Source organism: Aeromicrobium sp., from assembly GCF_050700635.1.
Lineage (GTDB): Bacteria > Actinomycetota > Actinomycetes > Propionibacteriales > Nocardioidaceae > Aeromicrobium.
Genome location: NZ_JBOHDT010000124.1, coordinates 1 through 19,819 on the forward strand (window position 1 = coordinate 1; position 19,819 = coordinate 19,819).

Here is a 19,819-nt window from a genome sequence, read left to right on the forward strand (position 1 = left end):
GGGCTCATGTTGCCGATCGTGGCGCGGTTGGCGAGCGGCACGGCGCCGACGCCGTCGCCGTAGAACTCGACGAACTTGCCCACGACGCCGTGCTCGCGCAGCATCTCGGTGATCGTGAGCACGAGATCGGTGGCGGTGGCGCCCTCGGGCAGCTCGCCGCTGAGCTTGAAGCCGACCACCCGTGGGATCAGCATGCTGATCGGCTGCCCGAGCATGGCCGCCTCGGCCTCGATGCCACCGACGCCCCAGCCCACGACGCCGAGTCCGTTGACCATCGTCGTGTGCGAGTCGGTGCCGACACAGGAGTCGGGGTAAGCAACCGTTTCACCGTTGTCGTCGCGCGTGAACACGACTCGGGCGAGGTGCTCGATGTTGACCTGGTGCACGATGCCCGTGCCCGGAGGCACGACCTTGAAGTCGTGGAACGCGCCCTGGCCCCAGCGTAGGAACTGGTAGCGCTCGCGGTTGCGCTCGTACTCGATCTCGACGTTCCGCTCGAACGCTTCCGGGGTGCCGAACACATCCGCGATGACGGAGTGGTCGATGACCATCTCGGCCGGAGCGAGCGGGTTGATCCTGGTGGCGTCGCCGCCGAGATCAGCCATGGCCTCGCGCATCGTGGCGAGGTCGACGACGCAGGGCACTCCGGTGAAGTCCTGCATGATCACGCGCGCCGGGGTGAACTGGATCTCCTTGCTGGGATCGGCATCGGCGTCCCAGCCGGCCAGCGCCTCGATGTCGTCCTGGGTGATGTTCGAGCCGTCCTCGGTGCGCAGCAGGCCCTCGAGCAGCACCTTGAGGCTGAACGGGAGCGAGTCGACGTCGAGCCCGTCGCCAGTCACCTTGTCGAGTCGGTAGAACTCGAACGACTCCCCACCGACCTCGAGGGTGTCCTTGGCGTTGAAGCTGTCGACGGCCATGATTTCTCCTCCTCGCGCTGTCACACCCATCCTGCCGAGCAGGGTTCTCCAGCGCCATCTCAGGTCTGCCTTACCGGCAGGCGTGCAAAGTATCTCGACATCAAGATACATGGCGGTCCGCGCGCCCTCGGACCGTGCGGTCAGGACAGGCTGGGGAACTGCCAGATCAACGGCCAGTAGAACGCGACGTACGTGGTCACGACGGCAAGTACTCCGACCACGCCGACCACGTCGAGCACGACCAGCGCGCGTCGACGTCCGGGCCGCGTCGTGGCGTCGGCACCGGTGGCCCGCACCACCTTCGTGCGCAGCAGCCAGTCGGCCAGTCCGCGGTCGGTCGGGAGGAGGAGCGGCACCAGGATCACCGCGAGCGCGATGTAGGCCGTGACGCCGAAGTGCCAGCTCTCCGGTGTGGCGCTGCGGAGCACGGTCGGGAGCCCGACCGGAATCGCGGCGGCAGCCAGGTCGAGCAGCACCACCATGATCAGCCCGCGCGCCAGGCCGCGGGCCACGCCGGTCGGGGCGTCGTCGCCACGGTCGACGACCGCGATGCCGCTGCGGTGCTTGCCGATGCTGTGACCGCGGACGCCCTGCCGGTAGCCGTTGTTCCACAGCAGGAACAGCTCACCGGCGACCAGCCCGCTCAGCAGGAGCCCGTCCGACAGCCCGATCGTCCAGAAGTCGGCCAGCCCGTCGACGATGGCGCGCACGACCGCGTACACGGCGGCGCCGATGGTGAACGCGAGGCAGAACAGCAAGGTGTCCTGCAAGAGCGCGTCGCGCCGTAACTCACGTACGGTCCTGAACTCGGGCATGCCCTCACCTTGTCGCGGTGTGCAGGTCGATACAACTGCAACAGTGGGGGTCATCGCATCGAGCCGACGTAACGGACGACGGCACGGCCATCGCGCACGCGCTGCTCCCAGGTGATGCCGGCTGCCAACATCACTGCGCCCACCGACGCGATGAGCACCCAGGGTGGAGCACTCAGTGGGGCACGAGCGTCGCGACACACTCGACGTGATGCGTCATGGGGAACAGGGCGAAGGCGCGGACGTGCTCGAGCCGGTATCCGAGATCGGCGAAGGAGGCTATGTCGCGGGCGAGCGCGGCCGGATCACACGCGACGTAGACGACGCGCCGCGGCGTGAGCGCAGCGATGCCGGCGACGGCGGGCTTCGCGCCGGACCGAGGCGGGTCGAGCACGACGACATCGGCCGTGGCACCGACCTGCCCGGATCGCAGGGCGAGCTCGACCTTGGCGTGGACGAGCTCCACCTGCGGCCGGTCGTGCAGGTTTCGGCGGGCGTCGCGGGCGGCCCGACGGTCGAACTCGACGCTCACCACCCTCCCTCGCTCCCCCACGACGTCCGCGAGGAACGACGTGAACAGCCCGACCCCGGCATAGAGGTCGACGGCCGTGTCGCCGGGGTGCAGCTGCGCGGCCTCGAGCACGGCGTTCACGAGCGTGCTGGCCGCGGCCGGGTGCACCTGCCAGAACCCCGAGCCCGACACCCGCAGCTCGGTGTTGTGCACCCGCTCGGTGAGAGCTCCGCGACCTCCTCGCACGGTGCCGTCGACCGCAACGACACCGTCGACCGCACGCTCGACCTCGTCGGGAATGGTGGCGTCGGTGACCAGCAGGTGCTCGCCGGTCGACGAGACGATGGCCTCGACGGATTCGGCGTCCCAGGTGCGGTCGAGCACCTGCGGCAGGTCGGGATGCGCGATGAGGCACTCCTCGATCGGCACGATCTGGTGCGAGCGGTGGCGCCGCAGCCCGGGCCGTCCCGAGTCGTCCACCGCGAACGCGACGCGTGTACGCCAGCCGAGGTCGTCGGGATCGGCGGCCTCGACCGCTCCGTCCCACGCCAGACCGGCCAGCCGCTCCATCTGCTCGCGCACCACTGATGTCAGCAGGCGGCGCTGGCCGGCTGGTGAGACGTGCTGGAAGTCGCACCCACCGCAGTCTCCCGCGTATGGGCATGGGGCCTCGACCCGGTCGGGCGCGGGCTCGAGCACTTCCACGGCGTCGGCGCGCAGGAACCGCTTGCTCCGCTCCGTGATGCGGATACGGACCCGTTCTCCGGGCAACGTGTGACGGACGAACACCACCTGCCCGTCGAGTCGTGCCACGCAGTGACCTCCGTGCGCGACGGGGCCGATCTCGACGACGGGTAGGTCGTCACTCATTCCGGTCGCCGACGCCGCGGCGGACGTCACCCGGTGCTGGACGCTCGGGCCGAGCCTTCACCTGGCCGGCGGACCGAAGCTGGTACGGGACGCTCGTCACCATGATGCCGGGCATGAACAGCAGCCGACCCTTGAGGCGCAACGCGGTCTGGTTGTGCAGCAGCTGCTCCCACCAGCGCCCCACGACGTACTCGGGGATGTAGACCGTCACGACATCGCGCGGGCTGCTCTTCCGAATCTCCTTGACGTATCGGACCACCGGGCGCACGAGCTCGCGGTAGGGCGAGGAGATGATCTTGAGCGGCACCGGGATGCCGAGGTCGCTCCACTGCTCACGCAGCTTGGCCGACTCGCCCTGATCGAACTCGACGTAGAGCGCCTCCAGGGTGTTCGGCCTGGAGACTCGGGCGTACGCCAGCGCCCTCATGGTGGGCTTGTGCAGCCTGCCCACGAGGACCACCGCATGCACCCGCGACGGAAGCATGTGGTCCTCCTCGTCGATCTGGAGCTCCACACCGAGGCTGTCGTAGTGACGTCGAATCGCGCGCATCATGACGAACAGGACCATCATCGCGGTGATCGCGATCCATGCCCCCTGCGCGAACTTCGTGATGAGCACCACCACGAGCACGGTGCCGGTGACCGTCGTGCCGAACGCATTGATGGCGCGGCTTCGCTGCATGGCTCGGCGCTCAGCTCGATCCTGAGTCACCTTGAGGAGGCGCGTCCAGTGGCGCACCATGCCGGACTGACTCAACGTGAACGACACGAAGACACCCACGATGTAGAGCTGGATCAGGCGGGTGACCTGGGCGTCGAAGGCCACGATGAGGACGATCGAGAAGAGCGCCAGAAGGACGATGCCGTTGCTGAACGCGAGCCGGTCGCCGCGCGTGTCGAGCTGCCGCGGGAGGTAGCCGTCACGAGCCAGGATGGAGCCGAGCACCGGGAATCCGTTGAACGCCGTGTTCGCCGCCAGCAGCAGAATCAGACCAGTCGACACGGTCACGAGGAAGAACCCCAGCGAGAAGTCATCGAAGATGACTCTCGCGAGCTGACCCACGATGGGGTCCTGGTGGTAGTCCGGACCCACCGACGTGCCGTCGGGGTTGCGGAGCTGGATCTCCGGATCCTCGGCGACCCGGACGTTCACGATGTTGGCCAGGGAGACGATCGACAACGCGAGCGTCGTCGCCACGGCGCCGAGAACCAGCAAAGTCGCCGCCGCGTTGCGGCCCTTGGGTTTGCGGAAGGCCGGCACCCCGTTCGCGATGGCCTCGACGCCGGTGAGTGTCGCGCATCCGGATGCGAAGGCGCGCAGCAGCAGGAACGCGAACGCCAGGCCGGTGAGGCCGGCGGTGAACGGCTCCTCAGGGAGGATCGTGAGATCGGCCGTCGGCGCGTCCGGAAGTCCTGACCCGAGGAACTCGCGGAGAAATCCCCAACCGGCCATGCCCAGCATCGACACCATGAAGATGTACGTCGGGATCGCGAACGCCGTTCCCGACTCGCGAACCCCTCTGAGGTTCATGCCGGTGAGGAAGACGATGGCCACGACGGCCACGAGCACTTCGTGGCCGCGCGCGGCGGGGATGACGCTGGCCGTGTACTGCGACGCCGAGGCGATCGACACGGCCACGGTCAGGACGTAGTCGACGCCCAGAGCGCTCGCGACACCCAGCCCGGCCGTCGAGCCGAGGTTGGTGGTCGCCACCTCGTAGTCGCCGCCACCGCTCTGGTAGGCCTGAACGTTCTGGCGGTAGGACGCCACGACCACCAGCAGTACGAAGGCGATGAAGATCCCGATCTTCCAGGAGTAGGCGTATGCGCCCACCCCCGCGAGCGACAGCGTCAGGAAGATCTCGTCCGGGGAGTAGGCGACACTCGACAGCGGGTCGCTGGCGAAGACCGGCAGCGCGATGCGCTTGGGGAGCAACGTCTCGCCCAGCTGGGTGCTGCGAAGCTTGCGACCGACCACAGCACGCTTGACGACGTCGACGATGCCCACGGCGACGATCGTAGACCCGCAGCGCCACGCGCGACGGGGTACCCGGACGCGGTGTAGCGTCGCGTGCGTGCACATCGTGATCATGGGGTGCGGACGCGTCGGCGCCACCCTCGCGCGCAGCCTCGAGCGGCGGGGCCACACGACCGCGGTCATCGACCAGAACCCGGACGCCTTCCGCCGGCTCGGCCCCAGCTTCAGCGGCATCACCGTTACCGGCATGGGCTTCGACAAGGGTGTCCTCGAGGAGGCCGGAATCGAGAAGGCCGACGGCTTCGCGGCGGTCTCCAGCGGCGACAACTCCAACATCATCTCCGCACGCGTGGCTCGCGAGCAGTTCGGCGTCACCAACATCGTCGCCCGCATCTACGACCCCGGCCGCGCGGAGGTCTACGAACGGCTGGGCGTGCCCACCGTCGCCACGGTCACGTGGACCGCCGACCAGGTGCTCCGACGCCTGCTGCCGGCCGGCTCCGAGCCCGCATGGCGTGATCCGTCCGGCGAGCTCCGGCTCGAGACCATGGAGGCCCCGTCCGTCTGGATCGGACACGAGATCTCAGATCTCGAGGGTCATGCCGAGGTGCGCGTCGCCTACCTCACCCGTCTCGGCTCCGGACACATCGCCCACAGCGACACCGTCATCCAAGAAGGCGACGTGCTGAACATCTTCATGCGCGAGGACGAGGCCGACGACGCCCACGCCGCCATCGACGCCGGACCGGAGGTGGAGTGATGCGGGTCGCCATCGCCGGAGCCGGAGCCGTCGGACGCAGCGTCGCGCTCGAGCTCATCGACAACGGGCACGAAATCCTTCTCATCGACAAGGCGCCGGCCTCGATTCGCTCCGACCTGGTCCCGGACGCTCAGTGGCTGCTCGCCGATGCCTGTGAGCTCTCCTCACTCGAGGAAGCACAGCTCGAGACGTGCGACGTCGTCATCGCGTCCACCGGCGACGACAAGGCCAACCTCGTCATCTCACTGCTGGCAAAGACCGAGTTCTCGGTGCCCCGCACCGTCGGACGCGTCAACCATCCGGCCAACGAGTGGTTGTTCGGTGACTCGTGGGGCGTCGACGTGTCGGTGTCGACGCCACGCATCATGTCGGCTCTCGTCGAGGAGGCCGTCACGGTGGGTGACCTGGTGCGGCTGTTCACGTTCCGCCAGAGCAACACGAACCTCGTCGAGCTCACCATGCCGGACGACTCGCCGCACATCGGTCATCGGGTGGCCGACATCCCGTGGCCGCAAGACGTGGTGCTGGTGGCGATCCTGCGCGACAACGCGATCCAGACCCCCGACAGCGACCGTTCGCTGGAGGCGGGCGACGAGCTGCTGTTCGTCTCGCCCGAGGATGCCGAGCACGACCTCGGTCAGCTGCTCTCGCCGAAGAAGGCTTCTTAGGCGGTCTCGGCGTCCGGCTCGAGCGGAGTCCGGTTGCGGCTCAGCAACCAGGCCATCGCGGCGAACGACGCGATCTGCAGCGGCCAGCCGAGGATGACCTTGGCGGTGCCGAGAAGGGCGATGTGGTCGCCGGCGTAGAGCGGGTACTGCACGAGGACCCGCAGGATGCACGGCACCGCGAACAACCAGGTGAGCTGTGCGCACAGCCGGACGATTGGCTTGTCGTCGTGCCATCCGGTCGGGTCCCCGGTGATGCTGCCGATCATGAAGCCGACGATCGGCCAGCCGATGAGGATGGAGAACACGAATACCGTCGCGTAGGCGCCGTTGTAGAGGATGCCGGGCAGGAAGACGTCACGCGCCTCCCCCGTTCGGGACGCGAAGAGGGCAGCGATTCCGATCGCGATGAGGGCGTTGAGCACGAACTGCACCGTGCTCCGCTGTACCAGCCGCACGACGAGCAGCAGGCCGGTCGCCACGATGCTGACGACGAGAGACAGCCGCAGCTCGTGGGTGCTGACGAACATGACCGTGAAGAGCACGGTGGGCACGGCGCTCTCGATGATGCCGCGACGCCCCCCAAGAGCCTCGGACAGCTTGCTGCGGACGAGTTGTTCAACCGTGTCGACAGAGGCGCCTGAGGTCATGCCTCGAGCTCGTAGCGTGGGTTGTAGAGGACGCGCTCGTCGCGCCGACGGCCGATGCGGCCGTGCACCGTGAGCCGTCGACCGGCCTCGACGCCCTCGATCGTTCGTCGACCGAGCCAGATGAGCGTGACGGTGTCGGAACCGTCGTAGAGCTCGGCTTCGAGTGCGGTGACGCCGTCGATCGGGCGGAGGGTGACCGATCGCAGAGTGCCGTGCACGGTGGCGACGCAACGATCGGGCTGCGTCTTGATCGGGGAACAGCCCGCCTTGGCGGCGTTCTCCTGAAGTTCGTCCGCTTCCTGGTGCTCGGGTGAGAACTTTTCCAGGGTGCGGCTGAATAGTCCGGACATGTCTTCAGTGTAGGTCGAGGTCGGTGGTCACGCCGGGTTGTTCTCGACCATGTCGAGGTCCTCGCCGACGGTCAGGATCAGGGCGTCACGGGGGGCACGCGGATCGCTGCCGCGCACGACCACGACGTCGCGCAGAGCCGTCATGAGCAGGCCGTCGTCACTCGGTTCGAGAGCCTCACGGCCGAGGAATGTCGCCCGCAGCATCCACCGGGGTCCTTCGATGCCGACGATGCGGCTGGGTTGAAAGCCGTCCTCACCGTCAGGCAGCTTCACCGGTACGCGGATGTGCAGCTCGGTGCCGAACGGCCCCTCGACGCGATCGAACTGCCCGCCGAGTCGCTCGGCCTCGACCTCGAGGTCGGCACGGACGTCGTCCCACAGTCCTCCCGAGCGGGCATCGGCGAAGGCGCGGATCTCGACACCGGAATCCTCCGTGACCAGCACGACCGAGCCGATCGTGCCCTGGTCGTCGTCCGTGGGCAGCTGCAGGTTGAAGCCCGGACGTCCACGAATCAGCAGGGAGCCGAAGTCGAGGTACGCCGAGTCGTCGCTCACGTCCTTCTCCGATGAGTCCCACGGACCTTCGGCTCGCACGTCGCTCGGTGGGGCCTCAACCAGGTCGGCGTCGGCTTCAACCTGCTCCTCGACGTCGGAGTACTGTGCTTTGGACTTCTTTCGCATCATGCCCTCTCACGCACAGGCTCGGCGGTGGCATGGCCGCCGGTGGATCCGTAGCCGCCAGCACCACGCTCGGAGTCGGGCAACACGTCGACCTCGACGAAGGCGGCCCGCTCGACCTGCTGGACGACCAGCTGGGCGACGCGGTCGCCACGCGAGATCGAGATCGACTCGTGGAGGTCGTGGTTGACGAGCAGCACGGCGATCTCTCCCCGGTAGCCCGCGTCGATGGTTCCCGGCGTGTTGACGACCGACAGACCGTGCTTCAAGGCCAGACCGGACCGCGGGTGGACGAAGGCAGCGAATCCCTCCGGCAGAGCGATCGCGATGCCGGTGGGGACCAGCGCACGCTCACCCGGTGCCAGGGAGACGTCGATCGTGGTGCGGAGATCCGCTCCCGCATCGCCGGGCTTCGCATACGACGGCAGAGGCAGCCCGTCGTCCAGACGCGTGATGCTCACCTCGACCATGCTCGCGACACTACCCGCGTCGTCCGGGACGCCAAGGGCGTGTCCCTATTCCGGTTCGAGGTGCGCGTGGCGTCGCGCTCGGCTGGCTAGGCAGAGGAGGGAGGCGCGGGCCGGGGTGGGGGCAGCTCCCGCGGGCCTGCCCGTGGGGGCGGCGGCGACCGACGATAACGCCGCCAGGTGAGATGCGACGCCGCGCGAACCCGGATCGGAATAGGGAGACGCGCCCTGGATGCGGCAGGCTGGGGGCGTGGACACGTACCGCGAACGATTGACGGCCCCTGCGTCGTGGTGGGTGGTCGTGATCGCGTTCGGCCTGATCTGGGGCTGGCTCATGTTCGTCGCGACGAACGTTCCGATCGCGATCGGTGCCGCCGTGCTCGCCACGGTGCTGGCGGGTTCCCTGGTGTGGAGCTTCGGATCGATCGTGGTGGTGGCCGGCCCTGAGGGGCTCCGGGTCGGGTCGGCCCATCTCTCGCCCGACGACATCGGCGAGGTGATGGCGCTAGATCCGCGCGGCTTCCGCGAACGGCTCGGACCGAAGGCAGATGCACGTGCGTGGATGCGGACGCGCCCTTACATCGACGCCGGCGTGCTGGTCGGCGTCGCGGATGCGTCCGACCCGGCGCCGTACTGGCTCGTCTCGAGCCGACATCCGGAGGCAATCGTGCAGGCGCTGGGCCAGACTGGGCGTGCGATGAGAAGCAACGGAGAGGTACACGGTGGCGAAGAAGAAGAAGTCTGAACCAGTCAAGTCACCGAAAGGCGCACGCGGCGGCAAGGGTGTCTGGAAGGTGATGGACCGCGGAGCCACGATCGGGGCGGGTCTGCTGGCGCGCAAGGTGTCGACCCTGACCTGGCAGACGGCGACGAGACGCAAGCCGCCGGCGGACACGAACAACCCCGACAACGACGTCCGGGAGGTCGTGGCGTGGGCGGTGGTCGGTGGCGCGATCGTCGAGCTCACCAAGGTGCTGGTGCATCGCAGTGCGGCGACCTACTGGCTGCGCTCGACCGGCCAGCTGCCGCCCGGCATGAAGTCGCTCAAACCCGTCGAGCCCGGCGCGGAACCGACTCCGGTAGTCAAGAAGAAGAGACTCAGGCGCCGCAATCGCGGCAGATGAGCACACCCTTCTTCTCGGAGAACAACTGGCTGCGGTGATGCACCAGGAAGCATGAGCTGCAGGTGAACTCGTCGGACTTCTTGGGCACGACCTGGACGGCCAGCTCCTCGTGGGACAGGTCGGCTCCGGGCAGCTCGAAGTTCTCGGCGGCCTCGACCTCGTCCTCGTCGACCTTGCCCGAGCTCTTCTCGTGACGACGCGCCTTGAGCTCCTCGATGCTGTCCTCGGACTGTTCGTCCTCGGTCTTGCGAGGTGCGTCGTAGTCGGTAGCCATGGACCTTCCCATCTGACGGCACGGTGTTCGGATCAACCGGCGCGATTGTTCCACACGCGGTCAAGCGTGTCTCACACGGTGCACATGCGCGCCGCACTCAGAATCCACAAGCGCGAAAGAGCGCGAAATATTCCTCGGAGATCGCAGGATGGGCGGCCATGACGAGCCGTTCGTCCGGCTCGCCGTCGAGCCCGGCGACGAGGATTCCGGCCTCAGTGGCGACGAGGCCGGCGGCGGCGTGGTCCCACGGCATCAGACCCTGCTCGACGAAGGCGTCGAGGCGCCCGGCCGCCAGCTCGCACAGGTCGAGCGCGGCCGATCCGGTCCGTCTGATGTCCCGCACCTGCGGCAGCAGCTGCGCGAGCGCGGCCGCCTGCTTGGCACGGATCTCCGGAACGTAGCTGAACCCGGTACCGACCAGCGCATGGGCGAGTACCGGCGGTTCCGGCGCGGTGAGCCGCACCCGTCGCTCGCCGACCTGGCGCCAGGATCCCGCGCCGCGGACGGCGGCCCACTCCTCGCCGGACGCGACGTTGACGACGTAGCCGGCTTCGACCACGCCGTCGACGGCAGCGGCGATCGAGACGGCGTAGCACGGGATTCCGTAGACGAAGTTGACGGTGCCGTCGATCGGGTCGACGACCCACTCGACAGGACTCGTCCCCTGCACGTCGTGCCCCTCCTCGCCGACGAACCCGTCGTCTGGCCGACGCTCGAGGATGCGACTGCGGATCAGGTCCTCGGTGGCGTGGTCGATCTCGGTGACGACGTCGGTGGGGCTGGACTTCGTGTCGGCGACGCCGACACGTCCGTCCGGCCGGCTGCTGGCCACGAAGTCAGCAGCCTCCAGCCCGACCTCGCGGGCGAGGGCGAGGAGCTCGTCACTCACGGCACGGTGGGCAGCGGCGAGCGGGGGTTGACGCAGCAGTCGGCCGGGCAGACGTCCGGGTTGGGAGGAAACCCCCCGACGGTGGCCCGCTCGGGCTGCTCACCCCGCTCGACAGAGGCGCGTTCCAGCACGAGGTCACGAACCATCGCAGTGAACCTCGCGTGCTCACCGGGGGTGTCGGCCCGCTCGTACCGCAGGCCCCGTTTCTTGGCCGTGGCCGCCGCCTCGACGTCCAGGTCGTAGAGGACCTCCATGTGGTCGGAGACGAAGCCGATCGGCACCACGACCACCGACTCGACACCCTCGGAGGCGAGCTCGTGGAGGTGGTCGTTGACGTCCGGCTCCAGCCACCGCATGTGGGGTGATCCGGACCGCGAGCAGAAGGCCAGGCTCCATCGGGCGGCTCCCGCGCCTTCGGCGACCATCGCCGCGACCTCCTCGTGCTGCTTCCGGTACGCGTGGCGACCCGGTCCACCGCTGGCGGCGTCCATCGCGTCGGGGATCGAGTGGGTGACGAAGACGACGTGGGTGCCGGCGGGCGCATTGGCAAGCTCGGACGACGTGGCTTCGACGAACGGCGTCACGAAGCCGGGGTGGTTGAAGTAGAGCCGCAACCGTGTCAGCTCGACGTCGAAGCCCAACCGGGCGTCGTAGAGGTCCTCGCGATACTGACGGCAACCGGAGTAGGACGAGTAGGCGCTGGTGACGAAGTAGGCGGCGTTGGTGATCCCGTCCTTGGACATCTGTCCCATCGTGTCGCGCAGGTATGGGTCCCAGTTGCGGTTGCCCCAGTACACCGGCAGGTCGATGCCGTTTTCGGCGAAGTCCTTGCGGATCGAGTCGATGAGCTCACGGTTCAGCTCGTTGATCGGCGACCTTCCACCGAAGCGGAAGTAGTGCTCCCCCACCTGCTCCAGGCGCTCACGGGGGATGCCGCGGCCGGCGGTGACGTTCTCGAGGAAGGGGACGACGTCGTCCGGGTGCTCCGGCCCTCCGAACGACACGAGCAACAAGGCGTCGAACGGGCGAACGTCCATGGGACCGATCGTCTCACGCGACGCTCGACACATTGTGACGTGGCTCATCACACCTGGGGAGGACCCCGGCTCATACTGCGGTCGGAGCGTCGTGCCTACCTCGGCGCGATGTCTCGACGTCCACTGCTCCCTAGCGTGGACGATACGGAGTCGTCACCACCGACGGCTCTGCTCGTTGATGGGACCGACATGGGAATCGCGGAGATCTCGATCCGCAAGGCCGGCTGGGTTCTTGTCGGCTGCCTGGTCGCCGTGGGCGCCGTCAACGTTGCTGTGCCCCAGCTCGAAGAGGTCGTCGCCGACAGCTCGCTGCCGTTCATCCCCGAGAACGCCGAAGCCGTCCAGACCTTCGAGGCCATGGACCAGGCGTTCGGGAACGGCAAGACCAAGAGCATCCTGTACGTCGTCGCCGAACGGGACGGTGGCCTCACCGAGGCCGACCGGGAGTACATGAAGGGGCTGGTGCCCCGGCTCGAGGGCGACGAGTACGTGTCCTCCATCCAGGAGATCGATGCGAACCCGACGCTGTACGACTCCCTGACCAGCAAGGACGGCGACGCCGTCTACTTCCAGGTCGGGATCATCGGGGACACCGGTGCGCCGGCGGCGATCCGACAGATCGAGCAGGTTCGCGAGGTCGTCCACGACGATCCGCCCGGCGGGCTCGACGTGGCGGTGACCGGATACCCCACGACCATCTCCGACATGTCGCACGAGGCCGAGACCAGTCTGACCATCATCACGATCGTCATCATCGGCCTGATCACCATCATCCTGACCGTTCTCTACCGCTCGATCGCCGTGACGGGCGTGGTGCTCGGCTTCATCGGCCTGTCCCTGGCCTCGGCCCGTGGTCTGGCCGCTCTGGCCGGGACCCTGGGGTTGGACGTGTCGACGTTCACGGCGTCCGTCCTCACCGCGGTCGTGCTCGGTGCTGCGACCGACTACGCCATCTTCCTGATCAGTCGGTACCACGAGGAGCGCCGCGGAGGTCACGGTAGTGACGAGGCGATCGGGATCGCGTCGTCCAAGGTCGGCGTGGTCATCGCGGGGTCGGCCCTGACCGTCGTCCTCGCCAACGCGTCCATGGCCCTGGCAGACGTCGGCCTCTTCAGCACGACCGGCCCGGCCATCGCCCTGGGCGTCGCGGCCACCCTGGCCCTCAGCATGACGATGCTGCCTGCGGCCATCACGATCCTGGGTCGCCGTGGCCTTCTCGATCCACGACCAGGGACGAACGGGCGAGGCGGCTGGAAGCGCGTCTCCACGATGGTGGTCACCAGGCCCGGTCGCGTCCTCCTCGCTGGACTCGTTCCGCTCGTCGTGCTCGCGGCCTTCTACCCGGCGCTGACCCGCAGCTTCGACGAACGCGCCGTGCAACCCGACGACACGGAGAGCAACCAGGGTTTCGAGATGATCGCGGACCACTACCCGCGCAACGAGGTTCTCGGCGACTTCGTGCTGATCACGGCCAACCGCGACATGCGCAACGCCGAGGACCTCGCCACCCTCGAGCAGTCCGCCGCCTCGGTGGCCCGAACGCAGGGGGTCGAGTCCGTCCGTTCCATCACGCGTCCGACCGGCAAGCCCATCGCCGAGGCGTCCATCGGGGGTCAGATCGGCGAGGTCGGCGACCGGCTGGCGGGCACGGTGAACGACCTCGAGGCGGGCGAGAAGGACTCCCGACGTCTGGCCGACGGCGCCGGCGAGGTGAGCTCCGGTGCCGGGCAGGTCGCCTCCGGGGCGGACCAGGCGGTCGAGGGGACCGGGAGCCTGCTCGGTGGCATGCGCGACCTGCAGCAAGGCCTTGAGCGGCTGTCGAACGGCACCGACGACGCGTCGAAGGGCACGCGGGACCTGCGCCGCGGGGCCGCGCTGCTCGCCGACGGGCTGGAGACGGCCGCGCGCCAGACCAAGCAGGCCGTCGACGGCCTCAGACAGGCCCACTCCGCCCTGCAGGCGAGTCCGACCTGCGGCCTGGACCCTGCCTGCAAGCAGGCCCGGGACGGAATCAGACGGATCTACGTGGCCCAGCGCGATCAGCTCCTTCCCGGCCTGCGCGAAGCGGCTGCGGCGGCGCGTCAGATCGCGGCCGGGACCGTCGCGCTCGACCGGGGTCTGGCCCGTCTCGACACCGGGCTGAACCGGGCCGAGACCGGAGCAGCCGAGCTCGAGGCCGGTCAGCAGCTGGCCCAGCAGAGGCTCGGCGAGCTCGCAGGAGGAGCCGGACAGGTCGCGGACGGCAGCAGCAAGGTCGCCGACGGCACCCAAGAGGCCACCGCCTCGATGGCCGAGCTGCAGAAGGGGCTCGAGCAGGCCGCCGACTACCTGCAAAAGACGTCGAAGGTCGCGAAGGACCCGGAGGTCGGAGGCTTCTACCTGCCGCCTGCGGCGTTCGACGACCCGAAGCTCGCGTCCACCTCCGGCGTCTTCCTCTCCGAGGACGGGCGATTCGCCCGCATGGTGGTGATCGGTGAGACCGATCCGTTTGGACGAGCCGGATCCGAACGCAGCCTTGAGGTCGTGCGCTCCGCCGAGGACGGCCTGCGCGGTACCCGACTCGCCGGCAGCGATGTCAGCACCTCCGGCATCGCGGCGTTCAACGGTGACCTCGAGGAGTTCATGCTGGACGACTTCGCGCTGGTGGCGGCGGTGACTCTGGCCACCGTCTTCTTGATCCTCCTGCTCATGCTTCGCGGGGTCGTCGTCGCCGGACTTCTGCTGGCGTCCGTCGTGCTGTCGTACGCGTCGGCCGTCGGGTTGGGCGTGCTCGTCTGGCAGATCCTGCTCGACCAGCCGCTCGACTGGTGGGTGCCGGTCAACGCGTTCGTCCTGCTCGTGGCGGTCGGGGCGGACTACAACATGTTGCTGATGAAACGTGTGCGTGAGGAAGCTCCGGACGGGTCTCCCGAGGGCATCGCCCGGGCCGTATCTGCCACCGGCCGCGTGATCACCGCCGCCGGTCTCATCTTCGCGGCGAGCATGTTCGCCATGATGTTCGGAAGCATCACGAGCCTGGCCCAGCTGGGCTTCACAGTCGGCATGGGCCTGCTCCTCGACACGTTCATCGTGCGCACGCTGGTCGTGCCGGCCTGTGCGGCCCTGCTCGGACCGCGGCTCTGGTGGCCCGCGGGACGACCCGCTGAGTCACGCCGATTCGCGTTCGCCACGACGCGTCTGCAGCCCAGCCGTCAGGGCTGACACAGTCCGGCGAACTGCCTCGCACACCTTGTGTCTTGAGGGCCGCTCAGCGGCTACTGTTCAGGCACGAGCCTTCGGAGGGGTGGGATCAGGTGGTGCCGTCGTTCGCTCACGCGGTCTCCACCTCCCCGTCTCGTCCTGAAAGCAGCGGCCAACCACTAACCTTGAGCGTGCCATGACCGATCTTCCACTCGCCGAGCGAAGCGTCGACCTCGTCCGTGCCTGGATCGATTCCGACCGCGAGTCCTCGAGCCGATCCGACCCAGCCGCCGAGCGACTCGCGCACCTCCTGCAGGACCCCGACGGACTCGACTTCACCGTCGGGTTCGTCGACCGGGTCATCCGTCCGGAGGACTCCCGTGTCGCCGCACACAATCTGCGCTCCCTGGCCCGTAGCGTCCCGAAGTTCCTGCCGTTCCAGCAACGTCTGCTGCTCAAGGTCGGGGCGATGCTCTCGCTCCTCCTGCCCGGGTTCGTGGTCGGCCAGGCGCGCCGCACCCTGCGACGCCTCGTCGGACACCTCCTCATCGACGCTCGGCCGGCCAAGCTCGGCCGGGCGATCGCCCGGCTGCGCTAGGGCGGCGACCGGCTCAACATCAACCTTCTCGGCGAGGCCGTGCTCGGCGAGCAAGAGGCCGTCCGCCGCCGCGACCGCACCCTGGCACTGCTCGAGCGCGACGACGTCGACTACGTCTCGGTCAAGGTGTCGGCCGTGGCGAGCCAGCTCTCCATGTGGGCATTCGACGACACCGTCGACCGCGTCGTCGAGAGACTGCAGCCTCTGTACACAGCGGCGTCCGCCAACGGCGCCTTCATCAACCTCGACATGGAGGAGTACCGCGACCTCGACCTCACCATCGCGGTGTTCACGAAGGTGCTCGAGGACTTCCCCGACCTCAAGGCCGGCATCGTGCTGCAGGCCTACCTTCCCGACTGCCTGGCCGCGATGCAGCAGTTGCAGGAGTGGGCCACGGCGCGGCGTGCTCTCGGCGGAGCCCGAATCAAGGTGCGCGTCGTCAAAGGTGCCAACCTCGCGATGGAGCTGGTCGACGCCGCCGTCCACGGCTGGCCGCTCGCGACGTGGAGCACGAAGCAGGAGACCGACACCAACTACAAGCGCGTCCTCGACTGGGCCTTCACCCCCGAGCGCATCGAAGCGGTGCACATCGGCGTCGCCGGTCAGAACCTCTTCGACATCGCCTATGCCTGGCTGCTCGCCGATCAGCGTTCCGTCCGTGACGGCATCGAGTTCGAGATGCTGCTCGGGATGGACACTGGTCCGATGGACGCCGTCCGTGGCGACGTCGGGCAGCTGCTGCTCTACACCCCGGTCGTGCATCCGGAGGAGTTCGACGTCGCGATCTCCTATCTCGTCCGCAGGCTGGAGGAGAACGCCAGCAGCGAGAACTTCATGTCCGCCGCCTTCGACCTCGCGACATCGTCGGACGCGTTCGACCGCGAGGCCAACCGGTTCCTCGACTCGGTCAAGGCGCTCGACGAATCCGTGCCCGAGCCGTTCCGCTCCCAGGACCGGACCAGCGAGCACATCACCCTGCACACCGACGGCTTCTCGAACGCCGCGGACACCGACCCGTCCACCGACGCCAACCGGCGATGGGGCCAGCTGACCCTGCAGCGCTCGACCTACTCCCATCTGGGCATGGACACCGTCGAAGCGGGCAGCGTGCACGGCCCGGCGAGCCTGCAGACGCTCATCTACGAGACACGCGAGGCCGGATCCGCATGGGCGGCGCGAGGCGTCGAGCTCCGGTCATGGATCCTGCACCAGGCCGGGGCTGCCATCGCCGCCCGCCGCGGTGACCTGGTGGCGATCATGGCGGCCGAGACCGGCAAGACGATCGCCGAGGCCGACGTCGAGGTCAGCGAGGCCATCGACTTCGCCCACTACTACGCCGAGTCGGCACTCCGCCTCGATGCCGTCGACGGAGCACGTTTCGAGCCGGCAACCCTGACCGTCGTCACGCCACCGTGGAACTTCCCGGTCGCGATCCCGGCGGGCTCGGTGCTGTCGGCACTCGCCGCCGGCAGTGGCGTGATCATCAAGCCGGCCCACCTGAGCCGGCGGTCCGCGGCCGTGATGGTCGAGGCCCTGTGGCAGGGCGGCATCCCCCGCGAGGCGCTCCGTTTCATCACCATCGCCGAAGGGTCGCTCAGCCAGGAGCTCATCTCCCATCCGGGTGTCGACCGCGTCATCCTCACCGGTGGCTGGGACACCGCCAAGCTGTTCCGCTCCTGGCGCCCCGACTTGGGGTTGCTCGCGGAGACGAGCGGCAAGAACGCCATGGTCGTCACGCCCAGCGCCGACCTCGACCTTGCCGTCGCAGATCTCGCGAAGAGCGCCTTCGGCCACGCCGGCCAGAAGTGCTCCGCGGCGAGCCTGGCGATCCTCGTCGGGTCCGTGGCCACGTCCGACCGGTTCAACCGCCAGCTGCTCGACGCAGTCTCGTCGCTCGTCGTCGGGTATCCGGACGATCCGACGACCATGATGAGCCCGATCATCGAGCCGGCCCACGGCAAGCTGCTCAGCGCGCTCACCACACTCCAGGCCGGCGAGTCGTGGCTGCTGGAGCCGAAGCGTCTCGACTCGACCGGACGGCTGTGGTCGCCGGGCATCCGCACCGGTGTCCAGCCCGGCAGCGAGTTCCACACCACGGAGTACTTCGGCCCGGTCCTGGGCATCATGCACGCCCACGACCTCGACGAGGCGATCCGTTGGCAGAACGCCACCGACTTCGGGCTCACGGCCGGCCTCCACTCGCTCGATCCCGACGAGGTCAACGTCTGGGTCGACCGCGTCGAGGCCGGCAACCTCTACATCAACCGCGGCATCACTGGCGCGATCGTGCAGCGTCAGCCGTTCGGTGGTTGGAAGCGGTCCACTGTCGGCACCACGAGCAAGGCCGGCGGACCCAACTACCTGACGCATCTCGGCGTCTGGCATCCACGACCACTTCGTACCTTGCCGCCCGGAGTCACGCTGTCGAAGCGGATCGAATCCATGCTGACCTCGGTCGAGGGTTCGTTGGGCGCTCCCGAGATCGCCGGTCTGCGGGCAGCCGCGACGTCCGACCAGATCGCCTGGACCCGTGAGTTCGGGATCGAGAAGGACGTCTCCCGCCTCGGGGTGGAGCGGAACGTCTTCCGCTATCGCCCCGTCCCCGTCATGGTGCGGTGCGACGGCTCGATATCCGACCTGGTTCGCGTGCTGCTGGCCGCCGCCCGCGCCGGGTCGCCCGTGACGGTGAGCTCGGCGATACCGCTGCCGCGCGGCCTGGCCGACCACGTGGTCGAGACGCATGAGGCGTGGCTCGCCAAGATGAGCAAGCATCATCCCGAGCGGGTCCGCGTGGTCGGTTCCCCAGGAGCCGACCTGTCCCACGCAGTAGATGGTGACCCGGACGTCGCGATCTACGCGGGCCCGGTGACGCAGTCGGGGCGCATCGAGCTGCTGCCATTCCTGCGCGAGCAGGCGATCTCGATCACGAACCACCGGTTCGGAAACCCGGACCGTGCGTTCGAGGCCGTTCTCCCCCGCGCCTGACACCGTGAGTTCGTCGGCGCGTCACCACGGGATCGGCCATCGGCGTCCCTACGATGGAATTCAGGACGAATCTGTGGAGGCTCGCGATGCGTGAACTCGGTCTTGATGGACTGAGCGAGGATGGACGGTTCCTCATCGCGCGTGACCACTCCACCGACGAGACGTTCCACATCCCGGCCGATCGCCGTCTTTCCACCCTGATCGACGCCACCTCCCGAGACGAAGCCTCTCGAAAAAGTACGCCCGGCCCGTTGGAGACCCGCATGGAAAGTTCACTCAGCCCCCGTGACATCCAGACGCGCATCCGTCGAGGCGAGAGTCCTGACGAGGTCGCCGTGGTAGCCGGCGTGCCAGTCGATCGGATCATCGGCTTCGCCACGCCCGTGCTCGCGGAGCGTGAGTACATGTGCGAGCAGGCCCGCAAGACCACCATCCGACGCAAGCACGTCGGAGGCAACGGAGCGCTGCTCGGCGTCCTCGTCGACGAGAACGTCGCGGCTGGCGGCTCGTCACCTGAGGAGGCCCACTGGGACTCGTGGCGCCGCGAAGACGGCCGCTGGACGGTCGTCGTCGCACCGTCAGGTGCGGACCAGCCCGCCACGTTCCTGTTCGACGTGAAGAGCCGCTACGTGCTGCCGACCGATGAGTACGCTCACGACCTCGTCGGCGACGTCGCCCTCCCAGACTCCGGCGACATGGCGATCGCGGACGCATTGCGCGGGCAGGCCCAGGAAGCCGCGCCGTCCGTCGAGGCGGCGGCTGATGAGGTTCCGACCGACGACGTGACAGACGCGCCCGAGGAGGTCGCCGAGCGCGATCACCACGCCGCGGTGTCGTCGATCAAGGAAGCCCGCGAGCGCCGCGTCATGGAACAGCTCGCCCTCTCCGACGAGACCGAAGACGAACAGGCCGAACAGGGCGAGCTCGAGATCGCCGACCTGGACATCCCCCTCGAGCACGACGTCGCCGTCCCCGACACCCTCCCCCGCAAGAAGAAGCACGAACGCCGCCGCGTCCCCAGCTGGGACGAGATCATGTTCGGCGGCCGCGAAGACTGACCGGTCCGCACGA

The 19,819-nt window shown here is 68.3% G+C and carries 17 protein-coding genes and 1 pseudogene; 7 read left to right on the top strand and 11 right to left on the bottom strand.

Going from position 1 to position 19,819, the window contains the following annotated elements; genetic code table 11:
- The 4 genes from ACRDPN_RS09970 to ACRDPN_RS09985 all read right to left on the bottom strand — a co-directional run.
- Positions 1-920: aconitase family protein (locus ACRDPN_RS09970; RefSeq protein ID WP_431447297.1), on the bottom strand; the 920-nt coding region annotated here is incomplete at its 3' end.
- 140 nt (positions 921-1,060) lie between these two features.
- Complete coding sequence (locus ACRDPN_RS09975; RefSeq protein ID WP_431447298.1) at positions 1,061-1,735, bottom strand: hypothetical protein; 675 nt, start codon at positions 1,733-1,735, stop codon at positions 1,061-1,063.
- Between the two features lie 172 nt (positions 1,736-1,907).
- A complete protein-coding gene (locus ACRDPN_RS09980; RefSeq protein ID WP_431447299.1) occupies positions 1,908-3,113 on the bottom strand; it encodes a class I SAM-dependent RNA methyltransferase in 1,206 nt (401 codons plus the stop codon).
- A complete protein-coding gene (locus ACRDPN_RS09985; protein ID WP_431447300.1) occupies positions 3,106-5,121 on the bottom strand; it encodes an APC family permease in 2,016 nt (671 codons plus the stop codon). Before ACRDPN_RS09985 ends, ACRDPN_RS09980 begins: the two co-directional genes overlap by 8 nt.
- Before the next feature lie 67 nt (positions 5,122-5,188).
- On the opposite strand from ACRDPN_RS09985, the gene ACRDPN_RS09990 reads away from it, so the two are divergent.
- On the top strand, positions 5,189-5,851 hold the full coding sequence (locus ACRDPN_RS09990) for a potassium channel family protein (protein WP_431447301.1): 663 nt from the start codon (positions 5,189-5,191) through the stop codon (positions 5,849-5,851).
- On the top strand, positions 5,851-6,519 hold the full coding sequence (locus ACRDPN_RS09995) for a potassium channel family protein (RefSeq protein WP_431447302.1): 669 nt from the start codon (positions 5,851-5,853) through the stop codon (positions 6,517-6,519). The genes ACRDPN_RS09990 and ACRDPN_RS09995 overlap by 1 nt, the downstream gene beginning before the upstream one ends.
- Here the strand turns inward: ACRDPN_RS09995 and ACRDPN_RS10000 are convergent.
- Genes ACRDPN_RS10000 through dut form a run of 4 tightly spaced genes read right to left on the bottom strand, consistent with a single transcriptional unit; the run spans position 6,516 to position 8,664 of the window.
- Complete coding sequence (locus ACRDPN_RS10000) at positions 6,516-7,166, bottom strand: DUF3159 domain-containing protein (RefSeq protein ID WP_431447303.1); 651 nt, start codon at positions 7,164-7,166, stop codon at positions 6,516-6,518. The genes ACRDPN_RS09995 and ACRDPN_RS10000 overlap by 4 nt on opposite strands.
- A complete protein-coding gene (locus ACRDPN_RS10005) occupies positions 7,163-7,516 on the bottom strand; it encodes an OB-fold nucleic acid binding domain-containing protein (protein WP_431447304.1) in 354 nt (117 codons plus the stop codon). The genes ACRDPN_RS10000 and ACRDPN_RS10005 overlap by 4 nt, the downstream gene beginning before the upstream one ends.
- Positions 7,517-7,543: 27 nt before the next feature.
- Entirely contained in the window at positions 7,544-8,197 is a 654-nt protein-coding gene (locus ACRDPN_RS10010; RefSeq protein WP_431447305.1) for a DUF3710 domain-containing protein, read from the bottom strand.
- Positions 8,197-8,664 carry a dUTP diphosphatase gene (dut, locus tag ACRDPN_RS10015; protein ID WP_431447306.1) on the bottom strand — a complete coding sequence of 156 codons (468 nt, stop codon included), beginning with the start codon at positions 8,662-8,664 and terminating at the stop codon, positions 8,197-8,199. Before dut ends, ACRDPN_RS10010 begins: the two co-directional genes overlap by 1 nt.
- 247 nt (positions 8,665-8,911) lie before the next feature.
- Here dut and ACRDPN_RS10020 point away from each other — a divergent pair, with 247 nt between their 5' ends.
- Positions 8,912-9,406: a DUF3093 domain-containing protein gene (locus ACRDPN_RS10020; protein WP_431447307.1), complete on the top strand. Its 495-nt coding sequence runs from the start codon at positions 8,912-8,914 to the stop codon at positions 9,404-9,406.
- On the top strand, positions 9,384-9,785 hold the full coding sequence (locus ACRDPN_RS10025; protein ID WP_431447308.1) for a DUF4235 domain-containing protein: 402 nt from the start codon (positions 9,384-9,386) through the stop codon (positions 9,783-9,785). The genes ACRDPN_RS10020 and ACRDPN_RS10025 overlap by 23 nt, the downstream gene beginning before the upstream one ends.
- On the opposite strand, the gene ACRDPN_RS10030 is transcribed toward ACRDPN_RS10025, so the two are convergent.
- The 3 genes from ACRDPN_RS10030 to ACRDPN_RS10040 form a co-directional block, all read right to left on the bottom strand.
- Positions 9,760-10,059: a DUF4193 domain-containing protein gene (locus tag ACRDPN_RS10030; RefSeq protein WP_431447309.1), complete on the bottom strand. Its 300-nt coding sequence runs from the start codon at positions 10,057-10,059 to the stop codon at positions 9,760-9,762. The two genes, ACRDPN_RS10025 and ACRDPN_RS10030, sit on opposite strands and share 26 nt — an antisense overlap.
- Positions 10,060-10,156: 97 nt before the next feature.
- Positions 10,157-10,948, bottom strand: coding sequence for an inositol monophosphatase family protein (locus ACRDPN_RS10035; RefSeq protein ID WP_431447310.1), 792 nt, complete (start codon positions 10,946-10,948; stop codon positions 10,157-10,159).
- Positions 10,945-11,985, bottom strand: coding sequence for a ferrochelatase (locus ACRDPN_RS10040; RefSeq protein ID WP_431447311.1), 1,041 nt, complete (start codon positions 11,983-11,985; stop codon positions 10,945-10,947). Before ACRDPN_RS10040 ends, ACRDPN_RS10035 begins: the two co-directional genes overlap by 4 nt.
- Positions 11,986-12,174: 189 nt before the next feature.
- Between ACRDPN_RS10040 and ACRDPN_RS10045 the strand changes: the two genes are divergently transcribed.
- The 3 genes and pseudogenes from ACRDPN_RS10045 to sepH all read left to right on the top strand — a co-directional run bounded on the left by ACRDPN_RS10045 (position 12,175) and on the right by sepH (position 19,806).
- Complete coding sequence (locus tag ACRDPN_RS10045; protein WP_431447312.1) at positions 12,175-15,186, top strand: MMPL family transporter; 3,012 nt, start codon at positions 12,175-12,177, stop codon at positions 15,184-15,186.
- Between the two features lie 175 nt (positions 15,187-15,361).
- A pseudogene (locus ACRDPN_RS10050) lies at positions 15,362-18,748 on the top strand (bifunctional proline dehydrogenase/L-glutamate gamma-semialdehyde dehydrogenase).
- 86 nt (positions 18,749-18,834) lie between these two features.
- Entirely contained in the window at positions 18,835-19,806 is a 972-nt protein-coding gene (gene sepH, locus ACRDPN_RS10055; protein ID WP_431447313.1) for a septation protein SepH, read from the top strand.
- The last annotated feature ends 13 nt before the right edge of the window (positions 19,807-19,819 follow it).

Coding starts and splice junctions, on each gene's coding strand:
- ACRDPN_RS10000 (WP_431447303.1), bottom strand. CDS start 7,166: ATGACCTCAGGCGCCTCTGTCGACACGGTTGAACAACTCGTCCGCAGC.
- ACRDPN_RS09980 (WP_431447299.1), bottom strand. CDS start 3,113: ATGAGTGACGACCTACCCGTCGTCGAGATCGGCCCCGTCGCGCACGGA.
- ACRDPN_RS10030 (WP_431447309.1), bottom strand. CDS start 10,059: ATGGCTACCGACTACGACGCACCTCGCAAGACCGAGGACGAACAGTCC.
- ACRDPN_RS10005 (WP_431447304.1), bottom strand. CDS start 7,516: ATGTCCGGACTATTCAGCCGCACCCTGGAAAAGTTCTCACCCGAGCAC.
- sepH (WP_431447313.1), top strand. CDS start 18,835: ATGCGTGAACTCGGTCTTGATGGACTGAGCGAGGATGGACGGTTCCTC.
- ACRDPN_RS09975 (WP_431447298.1), bottom strand. CDS start 1,735: ATGCCCGAGTTCAGGACCGTACGTGAGTTACGGCGCGACGCGCTCTTG.
- ACRDPN_RS10040 (WP_431447311.1), bottom strand. CDS start 11,985: ATGGACGTTCGCCCGTTCGACGCCTTGTTGCTCGTGTCGTTCGGAGGG.
- ACRDPN_RS09995 (WP_431447302.1), top strand. CDS start 5,851: ATGCGGGTCGCCATCGCCGGAGCCGGAGCCGTCGGACGCAGCGTCGCG.
- ACRDPN_RS10010 (WP_431447305.1), bottom strand. CDS start 8,197: ATGCGAAAGAAGTCCAAAGCACAGTACTCCGACGTCGAGGAGCAGGTT.
- ACRDPN_RS10045 (WP_431447312.1), top strand. CDS start 12,175: ATGGGAATCGCGGAGATCTCGATCCGCAAGGCCGGCTGGGTTCTTGTC.
- dut (WP_431447306.1), bottom strand. CDS start 8,664: ATGGTCGAGGTGAGCATCACGCGTCTGGACGACGGGCTGCCTCTGCCG.